An 18,789-nucleotide genomic window follows, 5' to 3' on the forward strand; every position below is an offset into this window, starting at 1 on the left:
TTTTTGTCGCTTAGAAATTCATGGCGTCTTGTGCCATCAAGTTTTCTAATTCATCTTCTGTCACAATATCACCTTTTGCCGGTTTGTGATCGAATGTCACGTCACCGTCAATGTTTTTGTATGTCGTTGAGAATGTAAGGCCTAAAGATTTAGGGAATTCATCAATATCGAAATCCATTTGGACATCCGCTTTTTCACTCAGAAGATTTTCTTTGTCATCGAGTGTTGTTGTCACATTAAATTTTGTGAATGTGATATCTTTCAAGCCGTCTTTGACGTCGTTCAGCTCATCTTTCGAGAGTGTATCTCCTGACGCATCTCCGACGATTTCAATCAGCTTCATGAGAGATGATTTGATTTCTTTGTCAGTAAAGCTGAACTTGATTTTTTGCGCAGCACCCTGATCTTTTTCTTTGTCTGTCAGATCCGCTTTTTCAAACTTATCCGCAGGAAGATCGTCCGCCGCTTTTTTGACGGATTCCATCACTTGCTTTTGAATTTCTTCCGTCTCTTTTGCTGAAGATTTATCATCTTCAAGCGGGAATTCCAGGTATTTGCCTTTCAGGCTGTCAAACTGCATGCCGGCTGTTCCCATGAAAACGCCGAAGCTGTCAAGCACGCTGTCGATTTTGATATATCCGACTTGTTTCTTTTCGTCCATATAAATCGGGACATTGACATCCATTGACATGTTTTGCACTTTAAGCTGGCCTTTAATCACAGCTTCTGTCTCTTTTGTTTTCGTATTCGTCTTGCCGCTGATTGTTAATTTCGCATTGTTCAGCATCTCAACAATTTGCTTATCTTCAGCTCCAAGGTTTGAAGCATCTACATTCAAGCCGATATCACTTGAAAATTCATAAGATTTGGCAGCAAGCAATTTTTTGTAGGCCGCTGCATATGATCCTTTTGGATCAGCCTGCTGACATGCACCTAATGCAAGAACAAAAACGGTCAGCAGTAAAAATAGACCCCAACTTCTTTTCCTCAAAGTGGCACGCTCCTTTTGTCATGATTTTTTCTGGGTTTAAGAGGATATATTGTATGTATCCTAGTCATTTGAACCAGAAGTCATATGCATTCTACCATAAAAAAATTCGTAGAATGTGAAATTTTTGCTTAAAATTACATTAAAATTTATTTTTAGGGCTAGATTTGCAAAATCATAGTCTTTTTAATATAATCGAAAACTGTATGTTTCAATAGAAAGGAGCATGTTTAGATGGAAAAAGTACAGGAAAAAAACAGCTCCGAATCGCAAAAGGAATTGGATGATCTGCAATTTCAGCTGTTTCGGATGCGTGAGAATATGAAGGATATATCAAAAGATTCACGGGTGCTCGGCATTGATCAATCGAAAGATGACGAATGGATGATCGTCCATTCGATTGATGATGGCCGGACATGCAAGATCATGCTTAACGACTGCCAGTCTCCTTACCGCGGAAGATGCGACTTTTCGCTCGTGGCTTCCTACAGTGAGGAAAAGCGGGCGATTCATATCGGCGATATTAAAGGACCGTCAGGCTATGGATATGGCTCGATCTGCATGAAGTATTTAAAAGCGCGGGCGCGGGAGCACAACATTCCCGTCATTACCGGAGACATCGCCGAAAGGGATTGGGATCATGTCGACCGTTTAATCCACTTTTATGAAAAGCATCATTTTGAAGTCACGATCGACCCTGATTCAAAATCAGGTGAAATTCAGTGGGTGGATGTTTAAATCATTCGTCATATATGATGAAATAAAAGGAAACAACGCAAGCAGGTGAAGACATGTATCCAGCCAAATTAAAAGAAGGCGATCACATCAGGGTGATCGCCCCGTCACGAAGCATGGCCCTTTTAAAGACGGAACAAATCGAACGAGCCAAAAGGGTTCTGGAACATCTCGGGTTCCATATCTCGATTTCCGCCCATGCAGAAGAAATCGATGAGTTTTCTTCTGCAAGCATTGCCTCCAGAGTCGACGATCTTCATGAAGCGTTTTCCGATCCTGATGTGAAAGGAATTTTGACGGTGCTTGGCGGCTATAACAGCAACCAGCTCCTTTCCCATTTGGATTACGGTTTGATCAAGGCCAACCCCAAGGTCTTTTGCGGGTTTTCGGATATTACAGCCCTCGCTTTGAGCGTCTATCAAAAGACAGGTCTTGTCACCTATTCAGGGCCGCACTTTTCCAGCTTTTCAATGCAACAGGGCCTCGACTATACGAAGGATTATTTTTTGAAATGCTGCCGCGATCATGATCCGTTCGACATTGAGGCTTCTTTATTGTGGTGGGACGCAATCGGCAAAGAAGCACAGCCTCAGCCCAATCCGGGCCCTGTCGTGCTGAACGAAGGCAAGGCAGAAGGGACGATCATCGGCGGAAATTTGAGTACACTGGGCCTCCTTCAAGGAACGGAATACTTCCCGGATCTAAAAGGCGCTGTATTGTTTATAGAGGATGACTGGGAATCCTCGGCAGCCTTTTTCGACCGGGATTTGCAGTCATTGCTCCACCTCCCCTGCTTTTCCTCTGTCAAAGCGGTCGTCATCGGCCGATTTCAGCGGGCATCCGGCGTGCCGATCGAACGGCTCAAACAGATCATTCGAACAAAAAAAGAGCTTTCTTCCATACCGGTTATCGCCAATATGGACTTTGGCCATACCATCCCCTTTTTTACTTTTCCAATCGGAGGACGATGCCGTCTCGAAGCTCATCAAGGCAAGGTGCATCTTCGCATCACCGAACATTAAAAGCGGAGGATTCAGGGATCCCCCGCTTTTTTTATTTTGCAAGCCCCCACGGTGAAAACAAAAGATAAATGCCAACCATCAGGCAGATCACCAGAGCGGAGGCCAGCTTGGCATGCTTCCACGGCCGCAAGTCAACCCGGGTGTTTTTCTTAAATTCAAATTCGCGCTTCCGCGGGCGCATTTTTCCGATGAAAAGCATCAGTAAAACGGAAAACGGAAATAAAACGGCTAAAATATATAAAAAATGGATGTGTCCAAAGTATATTTTGGAGATCGCATACAGCAGGATATGTGCGGGAATCGCGGCTTTCACAGCCAATGCCGGCACCTTCTTCGAAAAAAATCCGACAACCACGGCCGCTAAAACAGGCACATTAAAAAACCCAAACATCTCTTGCAGGTAATTGTAAAGCCCTGACGGCGCAAACAGGATAAATGGCGCGATGACAACCGATAAGGCCCCGAGTGCCAAAACGAATCGCCTGCCTGTTTTGACAAGCTCTTTTTCTGTCGCATCAGGCTTGCACATCGGCTTGTACAAATCCAATGTGAACAATGTGATTGTACTGTTAAGCGCTCCGTTGAACGAACTGAGAATCGCGCCGAATAAAATCGCGGCAAAGACGCCGACAAAAGCCCCCGGAAGCAAATCAACAATCAGCTTCGGATAAACGGTATCTGGATTCATGATGTTTCCGCCATATAAATGATAAGCGATCACCCCCGGAAGGACGAGATAAAATACGCCGATTGTCTTAAAAACACCGGCCAGCAAGGCGCCCTTTTGCCCTTCCGCCAGGTTCCTCGCCCCGAGCGCCCGCTGTACGATCGACTGATTGACGGCCCAATAAAACAAATTGTTAACCAAAAGCCCCGTCAAAATCGTCGGCCAGGGAACTTCTGCAGAGTTGTCCGCCGTTATGGCATTGAGCTTTTCCTGATGTACACTCACTAGCTCCGAATAGCCTTTCAGCAGACTGCCGTCACCTATAGCCAGGATGCCGAGCACCAATATGAACAAGCCGCCGAGAATTAAACCGATTCCATAAATAGCGTCCGCTGACGCCGCGGCTTTAAGTCCGCCGAAAAATATGTAGCAGCAGCTTGCAGCGCCGATCATCAGCGCAATCAAAAACACCGTTGCAAACCGATTGGTTCCAAGCGCGGAAGAGATGCCGAATACCTGATCCAATACAAGTGCACCCGAATACAAAACCGTCGGCAGAAATGATGTCGCATATCCGAGTAATAAGAGGATGGACACAATCTGACGCGTCCTTTGATCATACCGCTTTTCAAGAAAGTCGGGTATTGTGGCAACCCCTGAACCGAGATATCGCGGCAGAAACACAAATGCCAGTATGATCAGCGCAATCGGCGCTGTCACCTCCCAGGCCATCGCACTCATCGTTCCGGCATAGCTCTGTCCATTCAGCCCGACCATTTGCTCTGTCGATAAATTGGTCAACAATAGGGAGCTTCCGATATAAAAAGCGGTGAGGGTGCGGCCGCCGAGAAAATACCCGTCTGAGGTTTTTAAATCAACATCCTTCGTTCGCAAATAAGAAAAAATAAAGATTCCTGCATTAATCAATAAGAACGTCAAAACAATCCACAGCACACTTCTACATCTCCTTTGACCAGCATTTAATGGGTTTATCTACTTAACTACCCATTTGCCAATCTAAAAAAACTTCAGCTTGTGCTGTATAATAAAAAAAAGACACCGATCATATTTTATGGTCAGTGTCTTCACAAATTCTATTCATTTAAAACTTTTACTTTAACTGTTCGAACGCCCCAGTTTTTCGCGGCTGATTTGCTAGGAACAAACACATCGATTTTGTTCCCTTTAATAGCGCCGCCCGTATCTGCAGCTGTCGCTTCTCCGTAGCCTTCGACATGGACTTTTGAACCGAGCGGAATCACGCTTGGATCGACCGCAATCACTTTGGCGTTTTTATTGGCTTTTAAATTAATCCCTGTCGCGGTAACGCCTGACATTCCGCCGTCATTAGCAGTATATGCCGTCGCGGTAACCGTCAGTTCTTTCGCCGCGCTTTGAGAAGTATTTGAACGGGATGCCGTTTCTTTTTCTCGCTTAGGTGCCGGTTGCGACTGTTCAGCTTTTGCTTCGCTTTGAACGGATGCTTTGGTTTCCTGAGGCTTCGCAGCAGCCTGTACCGTCGCCTGGCCATCGACTGTTATGGATGTATTCGGGTAAATGATATCTGATGTTATGTCGTTCCATGTTTTAAGGTCATTTACTGTAACGCCGAATTTCTGGGCGATTTTCCAGAGTGTATCTCCCTTTTTGATGGTATATTGAGTTGTTTTTTCTGTCTGTTTTTCAGAAACGTTCAGCTTCTGTCCCGGAATGATCAAATCGGAAGAAAGCTGATTCCATTCTTTTAAATCCTGCAGGCTGACACCTTGTTTTTGCGAGATTCCCCAAAGTGTATCGCCTTTTTGGACTGTTACTTCTTTTGCAGAGGCACTCGCTCCGAATGCAGTTGTCGACAATGCTGCAGCTGCAACAAAGGACACAAACGTCTTCTTCATAAGTAAATCCTCCCTTGTTAGCTTTTTATTGTTCGGCTAACAGGAGCAATCGTAACATATGAAAATGTCAATTCAATAACAAAACAATTTGTTTTTGATTACAGTTATTTTACAAGAAAGATTTTTCGCTACTGGAAATATGTGACTCCGACACTTGAAAACCTGTTACATCAAGGGTTCTCCCCTCATCTTTTTTTAAAAAAAGAGATTTACTAAAAAATGATTTATTCATAAAAAAATCGTTTTTTATGCCTCTTTTTCAGTTTTATAGGCTTTAAGCTCCTGTAAAAATATCTCGCCATACTTTACTTTTTTTTGTTCTCCCACTCCTTTGACAGAAAGAAGCTCTTCTTCGGTCACAGGCACCTTGCCGCTCATTTCTTTCAATGTTTCATCAGAAAAGATGACAAAAGGAGGCACACCCTGTTCCTTGGCAAGTGTTTTGCGCAGCTGTCTCAACCGTTCAAACAATTCGTCGTCTTTGGCAATTTGAGCGGTGTTCATTTTTTCTTTGCGAACGACTGTTTCCCGTCCGAGCAGGACATTCCGGCCCTTGTTTGTCACAGTCAACGTCGGGTATGTGCCATCGGACATCCTGATGTAGTCATCGGCAATCAAAAACTCGATAAAATCACTGATTTCAGGGACCGACTGATGCTGTAAAATCCCGTAAGTTGATAATCGCTGAAAACGGTTTTCGATGACTTTCTTATTTTTCGAACCGGCCAAAACCTGTGCAACCATTGTTTTCCCGAACCTTTCTCCCATGCGGATCATGCAGGAAAGAACCATTTGCGTTTCTCTGGTGACATCAGCGGCATTTCTCGTATCAAGACAGCTGCCGCACCTGCCGCAGTCCTCTGTCTGCTCTTCGCCGAAGTAAGAGAGAATAAAGCGTTCAAGACAGCCCTCCGTATGACAGAAATCGACCATTTGCCTCAGCTTTTTCAAATCTTGCATCTGTACGTCCTCATCTTCTGTCGACTGCTCGATTAAAAAGCGCTGCAGCCTGATGTCCTGCGGAGAAAACAGCAGGATGCATTCACTGTCAAGCCCGTCACGCCCTGCTCGTCCCGCTTCCTGATAGTAGCTCTCCATATTTTTAGGGATTTGATAATGAATCACATATCTGATATTTGATTTATTAATCCCCATTCCGAAAGCGGAAGTCGCCGTGATCACACTTGTTGCGTCATTCAAAAAAAGGTCCTGCTGCCGCTCTCTTTCGGTATCATTCATTCCGCCGTGATAGCACCCTGCGGCGATCCCTTTTTTAGACAGCTTTTCACAGATTCTTTCGGCCTCACGCCTTGTAGCGGTATAAATAATTCCCGCCTCAGAACGGTTTTTTTCAACGTATGACTCTATAAAACGGTCTCTGTTTTCTCCTTTGAGAATTTTAAATGTCAAGTTGTCTCTGGCAAAGCCCGTGAAAATCGTATTTTCTTTTTTGATCCCTAGCTGTGCGCAAATATCCTCATGAACTTCAGGCGTTGCTGTAGCTGTCAGGGCCAGCACAACGGGACGAGTCTTTAGCTCGTTTAGAAAACCTTCGATATGTCTGTAGCTCGGCCTGAAATCGTGTCCCCACTGTGAAATACAATGGGCTTCATCAATGGCTGTGAGCGGAACATGCAGATTGGAGATCACACGTATGAATTCGGGAGAGGCTAAACGCTCCGGGGTGACGTAAAACAGTTTGTAGCTGCCTTCTTCCAATGCGGATAGGCGTTTGGCTGTTTCGTCATAGTCAAGGGAGCTGTTTACAAAGGAAGCGTTGATGCCAAGCTGCTTCAAAGCATCCACTTGATCTTTCATCAGCGATATTAACGGAGAGATCACGAGGGTCGTGCCTTCCATCATGAGCGCCGGAATCTGATAGCAGATCGACTTGCCTCCGCCTGTCGGCATGATGCATGCCGTATCCACTTTCTCTGATACGACAGATTGAATCGCTTTCCTCTGCCCCGGCCGCAATGATGGGTAGCCAAAATATTGCTGTAATAATGCTTCGGCTTTCTCTAACATACAATGAAAACCTCTCTTTATGTAGTCTGCTTTTGTCTCTCCATCATATCATATTTAAGCGGACACACCATCATCCCTACTAAAAACGCGTAATAAACGAAGAAAAATCATTTTTCACAAAACCGGATGTTTTTCAGCCATGGCTCGAATTTGCCCCGCCTCCTGGCGGCAAAGCTTTTTGTACGCGAAAGCACCGCTCAAACTCACTTCGCTTAAAACGGCATGCCTTAATATTGAAAGCTCCGATAAGACGGACGCTGTCTCTTTTGTGTAAACACCTTGCTCATGAAGCATTTTGATCAAATGCTGCACATCCTGATCCTCGGCACCTGGATCAAACCTTTTTGCAGTCTGGCGAAGGGCGTCTTCCACCTCAGACCAAGCTTTTTCAATGATGTTTTCCTCCTTGCTCAAAGCCCCGGGAAGCACTGTTTTTTCCCCGGCAGAAGCCAGCTCCTTTACCCTTTTATCAAACTCCAATTCAAAATCTTTATATTTCAATTTGATTAAATCCCTCATCCGCTCAGATAAAGGCCCCCTCAGCAGCAAGATCACGCTTAATATGGTGACGGGCCATGCCAAAGATTCGATCGCCGCAGATACAAATTCAAGCCATTGCATAACATCAGCCTCCATTTTGTCTTTCTTCCCATTAAGATGTGACACCACTTTATAAAAGTCTTGGTTAACGGTGAAAAAAGGTGAAATTAAGAACAAAACCGGCCGGCAGTGAAGTGCGAGTCATAAAGGATCTGTGACAGCGCGGGGAGCGCTGAGGGGCGTTTCGGAAAGGTAAGCACGCTTGATATACATATATTAACAGACAGACGCGAAAATTAGAATATTCAGACTTAAAATCAGGAATAAAGACACATCTTGTTGATCCGATATTAGAGGATAAGGAGGTGGTTTCTTTGGATATCGCTGCTTTATCGATGGCAATGAGTCAATCCGCGCTTGCCCAAAACGTCCATATCTCAATGACAAAGACGGCTATGGACACCGCTGAGCAAAGCGCAGAGCAGTTAATCGACATGGTGCAAGCCCCTCATCCCGTCTCAGGCCATCATATCGATCTAAAGGGCTAAGAGCGAGTTGCATGCATTCAACCTCTGTTGGATGCATGCTTTTTCAGAAAAAAATGGTGAAATCCCCTTTATTTTTTCGCGCTTTTATACTATAATATTGTTCTGTGTCCCAGTAGCTCAGGTGGATAGAGCAACAGCCTCCTAAGCTGTGTGTCGGGAGTTCGAATCTCTCCTGGGACGTATTGCATGAAAAGAGGCCAACCCTTACATACCAAGGGTTGGCTCTTTTTTGTTCGTCGTGTTCAGGTGAAGTAAAGGACATTGTGAGTTTATCCTCTAAACAAATCATTTCAGGGCAGTAATCTATCACAATCGCGCCCAGTTATTTAAAAGCTATAGAATTAGTGTTTCTTGGTTTTTTTATTATTATTTCCGTAAAATCTTCTCCATCGCCTTTCCCTTTGCCAACTCATCGATCAGCTTATCCAAATAGCGAATTTCCTGCATCATTGGTTCTTCGATATCTTCCACTCGGACGCCGCAGACGACACCTTTGATCAAAGCCCGTGAAGGATTCAATTGGGGAGCTTCCGCAAAAAAGGTCTCAAAGTCTGTCTGTTTTTCCAGTTGTACTTCTAACTCTTCTTGGCTATATCCTGTCAACCAACGGATGATTTCATCCACTTCTGATTTTGTACGTCCTTTTTTCTCTGCTTTCGAAATGTAATGGGGATAGACTCTTACAACACTCATTGTATAAATCCGATGTTTGGTCATGATACATCCTCCCTAATGGTTAAATGGCCCGTTTGTTGAATTGTCACAATTCATCCATTAACGTAATTGTATCAAATTTTTTTATAAGTTATGGACTTTATTTCAAAACCATAGATAAAATAAAAGTAGCCTTGAACAAGGTCCTCAACTTGCCTTAAGTGAACTTGTCCCGGTAGATCATTTGCTCTGGAAGATCGACGAAGCCATGGATTTTTCGTTTATTTATGATCAAGTTGTCCCTCTATATTCATCCAATAACTGCTCTAATATCTCTTTATACGACTGTTCACACGCTTATATATGCCCATGTTCTCTTCCCAATCCCGCCTCGTTAAAGGTTCATCTGCCTTCGTTGAGGGCTTAGACACTTTTTTAGTTGCTTCGTGTCAGCCGATTAAACATCTCTCATTTTAATCTCCTTACCGATTAACACCACATTGCGCTATTCGCTTTTTAAAAAAGGCCCGGCTAATCTCCAGGAGGACGCAAAGATTTCAAGAAGCCATGTGAAAATGACTTCCTGTGCAAACGGGAGCTCACCGCTTGCGTTCCCCGTGACTATCGCGCGCAATCCTGCATAGACTCCAGCCGCTCCTCCTGTGAAGCTGACGACCTTACACTTGATCAGGGAAAGGTGCGTCTCCCATTCTGGCCAATAAAAAGCGGCCGCCAATCAGCTGCACAGCATCCGTGTGCGAAAGATCGGTGGCCGCAGACTCTCCGTCTTGGACTAAGGTATTCACGTTCGTTTTTCTTGTCTCTATCGTATGACAAAGCGGAAAAGAAAAAGTCCCCCATTTTATCCCCATTTTTGTCGGGTTTTTCTCGGAATTGAACCTAAAAAAACACATTAAATTTTTGGAACATCTACCACATGTCCTGGTGACTTATCAAGTAAAATATCCGGAATATTCGGGTTGCTTTTTTTCAACTTAAACTTTTGAATCTTTGTTAATTCAGGATCAAATGAAATGTTCTGAGTTTTAAACTTTAAATTTATAAGCTTATTATAAGTTTTAAATAAAAAATCCTTCCATTCTTCTAAAGTAGATGTTGAAACATCATCTTGATTTTCAAGCATACGATAACCATCTGCATAATGGAACATTAATAACCCTGTTCCAAAATCACAGTTCTCATTTTCAAGAATTGCTCTTGGAACATCAAAGCCGCTATTCCAATTATAATTTGCTGCAAAAACATGGAGCATCAAAGGGTCATCAATGTTTCTTACCAAACTTATTGTGCTGTCTTTATCTGTTTTATAAAGCAACTCTTCAAGGAAATTAATATCTTTCTTATCCACTAGTTTTACCTCCTAACAAATACTCAAAAAAATTAGTTTGATAATTGTTTAAGTTTTCTTTCCCAAAGTTCTACCGTGGCACCTTGACTAGGATATAAAGGTAACCCTTTCTCTTGTAATGTCCTTAAATTACTTTGCAGTTCAGATACTTGTTTTTGTAAACTATAAACGCTTTGATTAATATCCATTTTGTTTAAAGCTCTTTCTACCACTTCATTATAAACAGAATGATATCCTCTGTGCCTCGACATGGCACTTATATCTTTATCAGGTATTCTTAGAAAAATTCCATTTGATGCATCATCGAAATACATCCCTATTTTTTTAATAACAGGATTATTTGCCATTTCAGAAGGAATAATATGCTGGGCTTGATAGCCACTCCATTTTGTTGAACGTTTAAGCCCCATTTTCTCCATCATATTTTTTCCTAATTTGTTAGAATTCCCGCCTGTTACGGCTCCTGTCTTACCAGGAATTATCCTTGCTTCACCTATACCCTTATTAATAGTAGTGATTTCCTTTATGCGCCGAATAAAAGTATCTTTTATATTCTCCCCATTAAGTGCATGATAAGGAATTTTTCCTCCGCCTACAAGTTGAACTTGTGGAGCAAAAGGATTGTGTATTTGTATCCCTTTTATTTTTGAAGCAACCCTATGCATCGACTTATTGAAATACGCTATACTTTTTTCTAAAGTTTCCTTCGAAACCTTAATCGTTTTGCTCGTTGCTTTTTTAGTAGCTGCCTTTACTTTAGATCCGACTTTTCCGGCTTTCGAGACTTTGTTTAATTTGTCTGCACCTTTTGAGCCTACTATCGATGTTCCTACCGTTGTAAGGGCATATCCGAACCAATGACTTCTACTGTAGGAATCGCCATTGATCACATCCCGCACAAATGATTCTTCAATATCCTTTTTTATAATGTTAAAAGTATCTACGGGATGAATAATCGCGTTTCCAATGCCCTCAAGTGTTTCTATAGGATGGGTTGCAGCGTCCCACAAATCACTACCCGCATCGACGAGATTCTCTTTTACTCCCCCAACAAATCCAGCCGAATCGAACTCTATGTACTTCTTTTTCTCCAACAGCCATACATATAGCTTCTGATCTGAATCCAGATTTTCATACCCAATCTCTTTCGCAATCTTAATATATTCCTCTGAACTGGAGACGTTTTCAAGCTTTTTCTTCAACTTATAAATTTCAACATCCCGTTCATCAACTTCACTCACTTCTTTTTCAAGTTCGGATCTCTTATCAAGCTTATCCAACATGACTTCCATCGCTGTCTCTTGATTCCCGCTCAAATCATCCATCTCATCCGGCTTTAAAATCGAACCTTTTTGGTAGCCGGTAATCTCAATTTTAGGGCCTGTATACATTTTTTCAAGCCTTGTGATGTATCTTTGCATAGTCTCAAGGTCGTTTTCTGCGGTTTTGAGAGCATTGGTCTGCTCCCTATCAAAAGCATGGAGCTTTTCGAGCGTGCTGCTGACTTCCCTTTTCGCTCTCTGATTCTGTTCATGAAAATCACTGTCATCCAACTGAGGTAAATCGGCGATATGGCTGACTTTAGCGATCGTAGCATTGGCTTTGGATACCAAATGTTTCGTTGTTCGATCGGCCGCGTTCAAGCCTTGTTCCAATTCGTGTTCGAGAAAGGCTTGTGAAATATATCCGTTGTGATTTGATTCAAAAGAATCCAGTGAGGTTTTGATTTTTTTCAATGCCGATTCGTATTCTTCAATGAACGTTTCATAGAATCGCAAGAACGGAGTATGGCATTCTTCGTAAAAGGCGCGAATGGCGTCCCCGCCTTTTCCTTTTAAGGCATCATCAAGAGATGTGATGCCGTCGACGCTTTTTTTGACTTTGGCAATTTCATCTGCTTGTTTTTTTAACTGTTCCAGCGTATCATCTATTCCATTTCGTAACGCTTGAACATCCAGAGTCTTCATAGCATTCTCCTCTATTTCGTTTTCATCGATGAAGCCAGCTGCTTGTCGGTGTCTTTGATTGCTTCAACGGCGGATTCCGTTTGGGCGATTTGTTTTGAAAAAGCCGAGGCATAGGATTCAGCGACCTCATTCATCGTTTGATTTAATTCATCTATCTTTTTCGCTGTATCTAAATGATTCTGGCCTTTGACATCCGTCGGAACCGACGCTTTTATCGAATGGCTTGAATGCTTCAATTTAGAAATCGCTTGTTTGACTTCACCGGTCTTCACTTTTATTTCTTGACCCATTTTTCAATTACTCCTTGTTTCGCGCTTCTCGCTTCGCATGTTCGATCTTTTTCTCTAAAGATCGAACTTCTTGGCTAAGCGAGTGAATGTCTTCTTGTAACGCTTTGATTCGTTCATCGATTTTTTCCAGAACGTCGGAAAGCTGCTTGCCTTCAATGTCATGAAAGGATGCCTTCATATCCTTTCGAATACGCTCAAATGATTCGGCAAGGCTTCCTTGCCAGGTGTGAGACGAAAGCTCAGGTTCAGTGATCGTCTTTTTGATATCAGAGAACTCTGTTTTGTCTTTTTGCAGCTCTTTGCGGCAAGCTTTCAGCTCTGCCAAAAATTCCTTCTTCAGCGATAGATCGACTTTCATGATATCTAGAGCCAGCGTTTCTCCCAGGATTGAACCGATCATTTGTAACACCTCTCTTCCCAAAAACTGCATGACTAAAGTAATGACCAGTATAAAGTTTACCACTATACGGAAATGAATTGGTGAATAAATCCTGTCCATCCATGAAAATGAATCTTTAAGATTAGGTCAATAAACCTATTCAATAAAGTTAGCTTTAAAAATAAAAAAAGCCGTTTTTAAAACGGCTGCAAAAGGAATTACGCAGTTTCATTTGTATTTTTAGACTAAACAAAATAATAATGACTAGGTGCGCTCGTTATGTTTCTAGAAGCTATGTTCACATCATCGTTGCTTGAAAAATGGCTGAGAAAACCAAGTCCAATGATTACAATACCTAAGCCAATCTTCAGTTTAGACTTCATACAAACATTCCCCTTTCAATATTTGCTTTTGAGCATAGACCATCTTTTTGAGACAGATGATGCTATCCTCTATTTTTCCATTATAATCTAGGTACGTGCCGGCTAACAACGCCAGCTCTTCCAAATACGGAAAACCTTTGCTTGTTTCTAATCGAGCAAATATTTTATAAAGGGAGGGTGTATCCCCCTGTTTTAGGTAAAGAGAGTCCAATGCTTCGAATAAGCTCATAAAGAGATCATCTTTTAACTCCACAGCACACCTAATACCTTTACGGTAATAACCTACGGCTTTTTCATACTGATTTTGTTTGAAATAGATCAGCGCCAAATCATGGTAGACTTGTGGCAACCGATTTGACTTTAATTTCTTATATTGAATAAGAGCATGTTCAATATACCTTGCAGCCTTATTTAAATTGTCCATCCTATGATAGCAGTTGCCAAGGTTATAAAATGCTGTGGCATAGATATGCGGATTTTTCTTTTTCAGTAATTCAGCGCTCCTTAATGCTTGATTCAGGTGCGGAAGAGCTTTCTCATGATTTTCAAGATCGTCATAATTTCCAGCAATGACAAAATGACATTGAATGAGACGAACAGAGTAAAGTTCATGTTTTTTATATATTTGGTATGCAAGCTCCGCATAATGCATTGAAACATGAGTCATTTTCATATGATAGTAGACTTCAGCCATTTTAAAGGAAAACTCCGCTTTTTCTATACTATCTGATATAGCGGGAAATTCACGTTCAGCTTTTTTATAATAAGTGATTGCCTTTGTATATTCACCTTTCCTGAACTCGTACATGCCTCGAAAAAAGTTGTAATAGTATGTAAGCATGTGATCCAACTTTCGTTTATTCCCTTCAACCCTCTTTAAATATTCTGACAATTCCATCTGTTTTTCGCCAGAAGGTACGATATACTCAATCATAATACTGTGGCGAAAAGCCATTAATTGATAATAGAGTAACAAGTCTTGATCCTCTTCCATAACCTCTATGTCTTTTTCTATTTCGGCTTTAAGAATTTCAGCATCTGTTACATTGAATTTCTGAATGTGATGATACCACTCGGTTATTTTCATCCCACTTCTGCAGATGAGATTCTATCCAACCTTTTCACCCTTCCCTTCAGCATACTAATGATGTAAATTTTAACAATATTCCACCATTTGAAAAAGGTATTGGGCCACCGCAATTAAAATTTTCGGTCTACCCCGCAATAGCGAATTGATAATGGATTGAAAATCATTGATTTAAAGGAGATGATTTTAGTCAACTAAAATAAATGGAATTGCGGTTTTTGAAGAGTCTTAGCTCAGATAATCCCGAGAGCTGTCACAAGGTTATAAATAGCCTGCCGTTTTAATTTGTCCTTTTTCAGCCCCATCTCCAAATCAATTTCAATATCCTTGATTTTCTTTGAAGAAAGGTACTTGGTTTTGATGGTCTTCAATTCAGCATCATCAAGGCTTTAACGCTTGTTGGACTTTCCTCAATTTTCTTAACTATTTCAAGGGCATTTCCCCAATACCCAACAGTGATCTCATTATCCTGATAAGTTATTTCAGTCTTCGATAAATCCAAGTCCGAATCACCAATTTCAGCTGCGTAAATAGAATTTTGCAAAAGGCAAAGACAAGAGGTTAACCGCGACAAGAGTTGGGATTTTTTCACGAAGCACTATTCTCCCCTGTTTTTGGTTATAATATATAATAGCAAAATAGCCCAAAAGGAAAGGATGAATTCATCATTGAAGGAGGATTTATTAAAATCAGCTATTAAGTCATTTTGTAAGAGACATAATATGTCACCCCAAAAAGCAAGATTTTCAAACGTTGAAAACTATATAACTATAAGTGTAAAAAACCACTCGGAAAATGGATTAGATATAGACTGTTTTAAAGTTCTTGACTTTATGTTTAATATAATTGGGCCAACAAAAACTAAATTTAGCCAAACAACTTTCATGTTCCCAGACTCTGAAAAAGTAGACAGAGTAACGGTTTCTTTTGAAGAAAAAGATTATAAAGACTTAGTAAATACATTGTTTTCTTAAATCAAAAAAGCAGGATCCATCTATCCTGCTTTTTTATTTTTTCAGAATTCCTCTAATTTTTCATAGCTAATATGCCCTAGAGGACTGTAATTGTTTCGCATTACGACTTTTCGAAGTCCAATGGACAATTACGTTATTCGAATGATTATGCAGCTCCGCTTTCGTGTCAAAGTGAACCACAAAGCTATCGACTTCATATCATTCCCTCTCAATCCAGAGGGGAGAAAGCCCTTCCCCTTATTTAAATACCTTCCGTAATCTAAATTTTCTCAGAGTCGAAACCCCCAATCGATTTTTTCTTTTTAGAATCCTTAAAACAGAACACCCGAACAATATAAATGCCGCCTAACTTTCTTCTTATATACCGCACACTAAATTTTTATGGGAAGCAGAAGATAGCAGCTCGTTGCACTTCCCCCGCTATATAAACCGCTTCTTGTCCATGTATAGATATGGGGAGCTTTAAGCTGAATTCTCCAGTCAACAGAAGAAGTTCTTGAAGTGTAAGTCCTGGCATCCGTATAGATTCGCGCAGTGTAACCACTTCTGGTTGGCCAGCCAGACCATACGGACTCGACTGTTCCTGTTGATACAAAAAACCCCGGTGGCTGGTACTACAGCAACACCATCCCCAATTATTTGTTTTAAAGATAGTACACTCCATGATAGTCTATCGTTTCCCACCATAAAACCTCATAATAAACCATATAAATCAACTAAAAAGTGTTATTTTTTCGCCTTCAGAAAAGATCATCCGCATCCGTGTCGGGAGTTCGAATCTCGCTTGGGACGTATTTCATGAAAAGAGGCAGCCCCTTGATATACCAAGGGGCTGCCTCTTTTTTGTTTGTGATTTCCGATCGTTTTATTATGTTTCTTTGGTGGCGGGTTTTTTATTGCAAACTCTGCACAAATCTTATTATATCAAAGATTTTCCGAACCTGATTTTTCAAATGAGCATTTGAAGCCTTTTGATCCTTTTTTATTTCCGCCAAAAAGTTGAACAGTCTGCCTTATCCAACATATTAAACTCGATTATTTTCTCAAGTAATGAGAAATCAACCGGGTGATCCCACTTGATACGAACCAACTGCTTGGTATGATCATAGCCGGCCTCTACAATTTCATCGGAAAAATGAATGATCCCTGCCCTTTCAGGGGCAACAGCCAAATGGTGTTTGGCTACGCTAAAGCCAATAATAAATGTGCCGTGATCGGTAAACATAGGCTGATTCCACGCCATTTTCGGCGCTAACTGTGGAAATTTCTCAGTTACCCAGCTCAACACTTTTTCCGTACGGGCCCGATGCTGCGGATGATCAATATTCGCTAAATATTCTGCAAAAACTTCCATGTTGTTCCCTCCCCTTCATATAAACTAATGAGATTTGATACCTATATCGAATGGTGCCTCTCCTGTTTCCAATGTTGATGTTACCTTTTCAACAATTAATGATCAAGAATGAAAAACAAAACTCCTTCGATAGAACTCAGTAATTGGTCAGTATAAAAAGAGCCTCCGCTTTTAGATAAGGAGCTCTTTTTATGGTGGTTGTTGATTTTATCCCTCCCATGAAAATGACTCATATTGATCAGAACAAACAACCGAAATGTCAAAAAATAGCCCAACTTGTAATAAGCGGGCTCTCCATCTTTATATGCTCTTTTTCATTCGACATCTACGGTATTCGCGCAAGAATATTCCGTCCTTCACCGAACTTAATACTTACCAATAAAGTCGTTAAACATGACGTTACTTCTGTATTATCTGAATAAGATTGCCGCATGTATCATCGAAGACAGCTATTGTGACTTCGCCCATTTCTGTCGGCTCCATCGTAAACTTCACACCGTTTTCCAATAATCGTTCGTACTCTTTGCGAATATCTGCAACGCCAAACATTGTTACTGGGATGCCTTCGGCAAATAGCTTCTTTTGATAGTCTTTGGCGGCAGGATGTTCATTCGGTTCGAGTAAAAGCTCGGTTCCGTTTTGATCATCGGGAGAAACAAGCGTTATCCACCTATATGCTCCGCTGGGAACATCATGCTTTTTTACAAAGCCCAGCGTTTTTGTATAAAACTCCAATGCTTTGTCTTGATCTTGAACGAATATACTAGTAATAATGATTTTCATCATGTGTTTGGTCTCCTTTGGTATTTGCGATGTATGGTTCTCTTCTGACAATCTGGCTGCAAATAGAAAAACTCATACATTCGTTATTCGTTATAAAATTAATCTACCCATCCCTTCAGCAAATTTTTAAGTGGCTCGTTATTAAATATAAGTACTCGATATTTTCCCTTTCGTTTTGATTGAACGAGCCCTGCATCTTCCAATACAGAAAGATGTTTAGCTATCGCCTGTCGCGAAATGGAAAGCTCATGCTTCATAATGAGACGTGCCGTAAGCTCATACAACGTCAGCTCGTTGCGTTCGGATAGTTCGTCTAATATAAGCCGCCGAGTCGAATCGCCAAGTGCTTTGAATATAGCGTCTTTATTCCAATTCATATATCGAGTATATGCAACTATACGGTTGCTTGTCAAGTATGAGCAACTCTAAGGTTGCGTAATAAAGGAACCACTATGATGCGATCAACAAGTAAAGTCACATGAAGATGGTAGCTTCAATCATTGATGAAAGAGTAAATTAAACATAAACGGAGGAACTTCTCTCAGTGCAGTAATTACATGTTACGTACTTAACTGTGCCTTTTAAATATAAAGATAATGAAAAATAGTGCACAAGAAGTTAACACCAAGGCAAATAAATTTATCAATTTATTCGTCCTGTGTTTTAGAATCTTGAATAATAGCTCATAAATACCAATGCCGATTGTACCTCCAAGTGTATTGGCCAGTATATCAGTAATATCACTTCTTCCGATTGCCAAAACAAATTGTGTAATCTCAAATGTCAGAGTAAAACCAATAATCGAAAGAAGTTTTTTCATAAAAGACCATTTACTTTTCAACATGCAAATATAGATACCCAAAGGTACAAAAATCCTTATATTGTTATACACCTCAGAAAAGTCGGACTTATTAAGTGGGATCATATTCATGACTCGCACTCTGTCTATTTGATCAAAAGAAAACTGTAACTTAAAAAGAACTAACCAAATAAGTGCTAATACATAGATTAAGAATAATATGAACGTCAATTTTTTATTTTTCAATATTTCTCCTCCAATTTCTTGTCACGCCACCCTGAAACAATGCTGGTTCGTTTATCGGTATCTCTAAAAACTCACATTTGC

22 protein-coding genes and 1 tRNA gene are annotated in these 18,789 nt (G+C 41.1%); 5 read left to right on the top strand and 18 right to left on the bottom strand.

Annotation, left to right across the window (positions count from 1 at the left end):
• Positions 1–10: 10 nt before the first annotated feature.
• Complete coding sequence (locus P3X63_RS11295) at positions 11–991, bottom strand: hypothetical protein (protein ID WP_277690705.1); 981 nt, start codon at positions 989–991, stop codon at positions 11–13.
• 231 nt (positions 992–1,222) lie between these two features.
• Between P3X63_RS11295 and P3X63_RS11300 the strand changes: the two genes are divergently transcribed.
• Both P3X63_RS11300 and P3X63_RS11305 read left to right on the top strand, forming a co-directional pair.
• Positions 1,223–1,726 (top strand): N-acetyltransferase, encoded by a 504-nt coding sequence (locus P3X63_RS11300; RefSeq protein ID WP_277690707.1) that lies wholly within the window; start codon positions 1,223–1,225, stop codon positions 1,724–1,726.
• Positions 1,727–1,779: 53 nt separating this feature from the next.
• The gene (locus tag P3X63_RS11305) at positions 1,780–2,745 is read left to right on the top strand and encodes a S66 family peptidase (protein ID WP_277690709.1); all 966 of its coding nucleotides are present in this window, start codon (positions 1,780–1,782) and stop codon (positions 2,743–2,745) included.
• Positions 2,746–2,776: 31 nt separating this feature from the next.
• Here the strand turns inward: P3X63_RS11305 and P3X63_RS11310 are convergent, their stop codons facing one another.
• The 4 genes from P3X63_RS11310 to P3X63_RS11325 all read right to left on the bottom strand — a co-directional run bounded on the left by P3X63_RS11310 (position 2,777) and on the right by P3X63_RS11325 (position 7,956).
• Positions 2,777–4,366, bottom strand: a complete 1,590-nt coding sequence (locus P3X63_RS11310; protein WP_277690711.1) for a solute:sodium symporter family transporter — start codon at positions 4,364–4,366, stop codon at positions 2,777–2,779.
• Between the two features lie 140 nt (positions 4,367–4,506).
• Positions 4,507–5,307, bottom strand: a complete 801-nt coding sequence (locus P3X63_RS11315) for a LysM peptidoglycan-binding and 3D domain-containing protein (RefSeq protein WP_026587424.1) — start codon at positions 5,305–5,307, stop codon at positions 4,507–4,509.
• A gap of 246 nt (positions 5,308–5,553) precedes the next feature.
• On the bottom strand, positions 5,554–7,335 hold the full coding sequence (gene recQ / locus P3X63_RS11320) for a DNA helicase RecQ (RefSeq protein WP_026587425.1): 1,782 nt from the start codon (positions 7,333–7,335) through the stop codon (positions 5,554–5,556).
• A 114-nt stretch (positions 7,336–7,449) separates the two neighbouring features.
• Entirely contained in the window at positions 7,450–7,956 is a 507-nt protein-coding gene (locus P3X63_RS11325; RefSeq protein ID WP_026587426.1) for a hypothetical protein, read from the bottom strand.
• Positions 7,957–8,240: 284 nt separating this feature from the next.
• Between P3X63_RS11325 and P3X63_RS11330 the strand changes: the two genes are divergently transcribed.
• Both P3X63_RS11330 and P3X63_RS11335 read left to right on the top strand, forming a co-directional pair.
• The gene (locus P3X63_RS11330; RefSeq protein WP_409445216.1) at positions 8,241–8,423 is read left to right on the top strand and encodes a YjfB family protein; all 183 of its coding nucleotides are present in this window, start codon (positions 8,241–8,243) and stop codon (positions 8,421–8,423) included.
• A gap of 106 nt (positions 8,424–8,529) precedes the next feature.
• Positions 8,530–8,603: transfer RNA gene (locus P3X63_RS11335), tRNA-Arg, on the top strand.
• Positions 8,604–8,789: 186 nt separating this feature from the next.
• On the opposite strand, the gene P3X63_RS11340 is transcribed toward P3X63_RS11335, so the two are convergent.
• The 9 genes from P3X63_RS11340 to P3X63_RS11380 all read right to left on the bottom strand — a co-directional run bounded on the left by P3X63_RS11340 (position 8,790) and on the right by P3X63_RS11380 (position 15,144).
• Positions 8,790–9,140 (bottom strand): DUF2200 domain-containing protein, encoded by a 351-nt coding sequence (locus P3X63_RS11340; protein WP_026587427.1) that lies wholly within the window; start codon positions 9,138–9,140, stop codon positions 8,790–8,792.
• Between the two features lie 614 nt (positions 9,141–9,754).
• A complete protein-coding gene (locus P3X63_RS11345) occupies positions 9,755–9,883 on the bottom strand; it encodes a hypothetical protein (RefSeq protein ID WP_268884347.1) in 129 nt (42 codons plus the stop codon).
• A gap of 107 nt (positions 9,884–9,990) precedes the next feature.
• Positions 9,991–10,446: a DUF4274 domain-containing protein gene (locus P3X63_RS11350; RefSeq protein ID WP_026587428.1), complete on the bottom strand. Its 456-nt coding sequence runs from the start codon at positions 10,444–10,446 to the stop codon at positions 9,991–9,993.
• A gap of 32 nt (positions 10,447–10,478) precedes the next feature.
• The gene (locus P3X63_RS11355; RefSeq protein ID WP_277690719.1) at positions 10,479–12,413 is read right to left on the bottom strand and encodes a T7SS effector LXG polymorphic toxin; all 1,935 of its coding nucleotides are present in this window, start codon (positions 12,411–12,413) and stop codon (positions 10,479–10,481) included.
• An 11-nt stretch (positions 12,414–12,424) separates the two neighbouring features.
• Positions 12,425–12,703: a YwqI/YxiC family protein gene (locus tag P3X63_RS11360; protein ID WP_077736643.1), complete on the bottom strand. Its 279-nt coding sequence runs from the start codon at positions 12,701–12,703 to the stop codon at positions 12,425–12,427.
• 7 nt (positions 12,704–12,710) lie between these two features.
• On the bottom strand, positions 12,711–13,103 hold the full coding sequence (locus P3X63_RS11365) for a YwqH-like family protein (RefSeq protein ID WP_277690722.1): 393 nt from the start codon (positions 13,101–13,103) through the stop codon (positions 12,711–12,713).
• Positions 13,104–13,454: 351 nt separating this feature from the next.
• The gene (locus P3X63_RS11370; protein WP_277690724.1) at positions 13,455–14,552 is read right to left on the bottom strand and encodes a response regulator aspartate phosphatase; all 1,098 of its coding nucleotides are present in this window, start codon (positions 14,550–14,552) and stop codon (positions 13,455–13,457) included.
• A 233-nt stretch (positions 14,553–14,785) separates the two neighbouring features.
• A complete protein-coding gene (locus tag P3X63_RS11375) occupies positions 14,786–14,923 on the bottom strand; it encodes a hypothetical protein (RefSeq protein ID WP_256860389.1) in 138 nt (45 codons plus the stop codon).
• Positions 14,920–15,144 carry a hypothetical protein gene (locus P3X63_RS11380; protein ID WP_077736640.1) on the bottom strand — a complete coding sequence of 75 codons (225 nt, stop codon included), beginning with the start codon at positions 15,142–15,144 and terminating at the stop codon, positions 14,920–14,922. Before P3X63_RS11380 ends, P3X63_RS11375 begins: the two co-directional genes overlap by 4 nt.
• 76 nt (positions 15,145–15,220) lie before the next feature.
• Between P3X63_RS11380 and P3X63_RS11385 the strand changes: the two genes are divergently transcribed.
• Complete coding sequence (locus P3X63_RS11385; protein ID WP_077736639.1) at positions 15,221–15,526, top strand: hypothetical protein; 306 nt, start codon at positions 15,221–15,223, stop codon at positions 15,524–15,526.
• A gap of 982 nt (positions 15,527–16,508) precedes the next feature.
• On the opposite strand, the gene P3X63_RS11390 is transcribed toward P3X63_RS11385, so the two are convergent.
• The 4 genes from P3X63_RS11390 to P3X63_RS11405 form a co-directional block, all read right to left on the bottom strand.
• Entirely contained in the window at positions 16,509–16,880 is a 372-nt protein-coding gene (locus P3X63_RS11390; protein WP_077736638.1) for an iron chaperone, read from the bottom strand.
• A gap of 399 nt (positions 16,881–17,279) precedes the next feature.
• Positions 17,280–17,663 carry a VOC family protein gene (locus P3X63_RS11395; protein ID WP_026587436.1) on the bottom strand — a complete coding sequence of 128 codons (384 nt, stop codon included), beginning with the start codon at positions 17,661–17,663 and terminating at the stop codon, positions 17,280–17,282.
• A gap of 98 nt (positions 17,664–17,761) precedes the next feature.
• Positions 17,762–18,040 carry an ArsR/SmtB family transcription factor gene (locus P3X63_RS11400; RefSeq protein ID WP_026587437.1) on the bottom strand — a complete coding sequence of 93 codons (279 nt, stop codon included), beginning with the start codon at positions 18,038–18,040 and terminating at the stop codon, positions 17,762–17,764.
• Between the two features lie 191 nt (positions 18,041–18,231).
• Positions 18,232–18,708 (bottom strand): VanZ family protein, encoded by a 477-nt coding sequence (locus tag P3X63_RS11405; protein WP_347176579.1) that lies wholly within the window; start codon positions 18,706–18,708, stop codon positions 18,232–18,234.
• Positions 18,709–18,789 lie beyond the last annotated feature (81 nt).

This window comes from Bacillus sp. HSf4, assembly GCF_029537375.1.
Taxonomy (GTDB): domain Bacteria; phylum Bacillota; class Bacilli; order Bacillales; family Bacillaceae; genus Bacillus; species Bacillus sonorensis_A.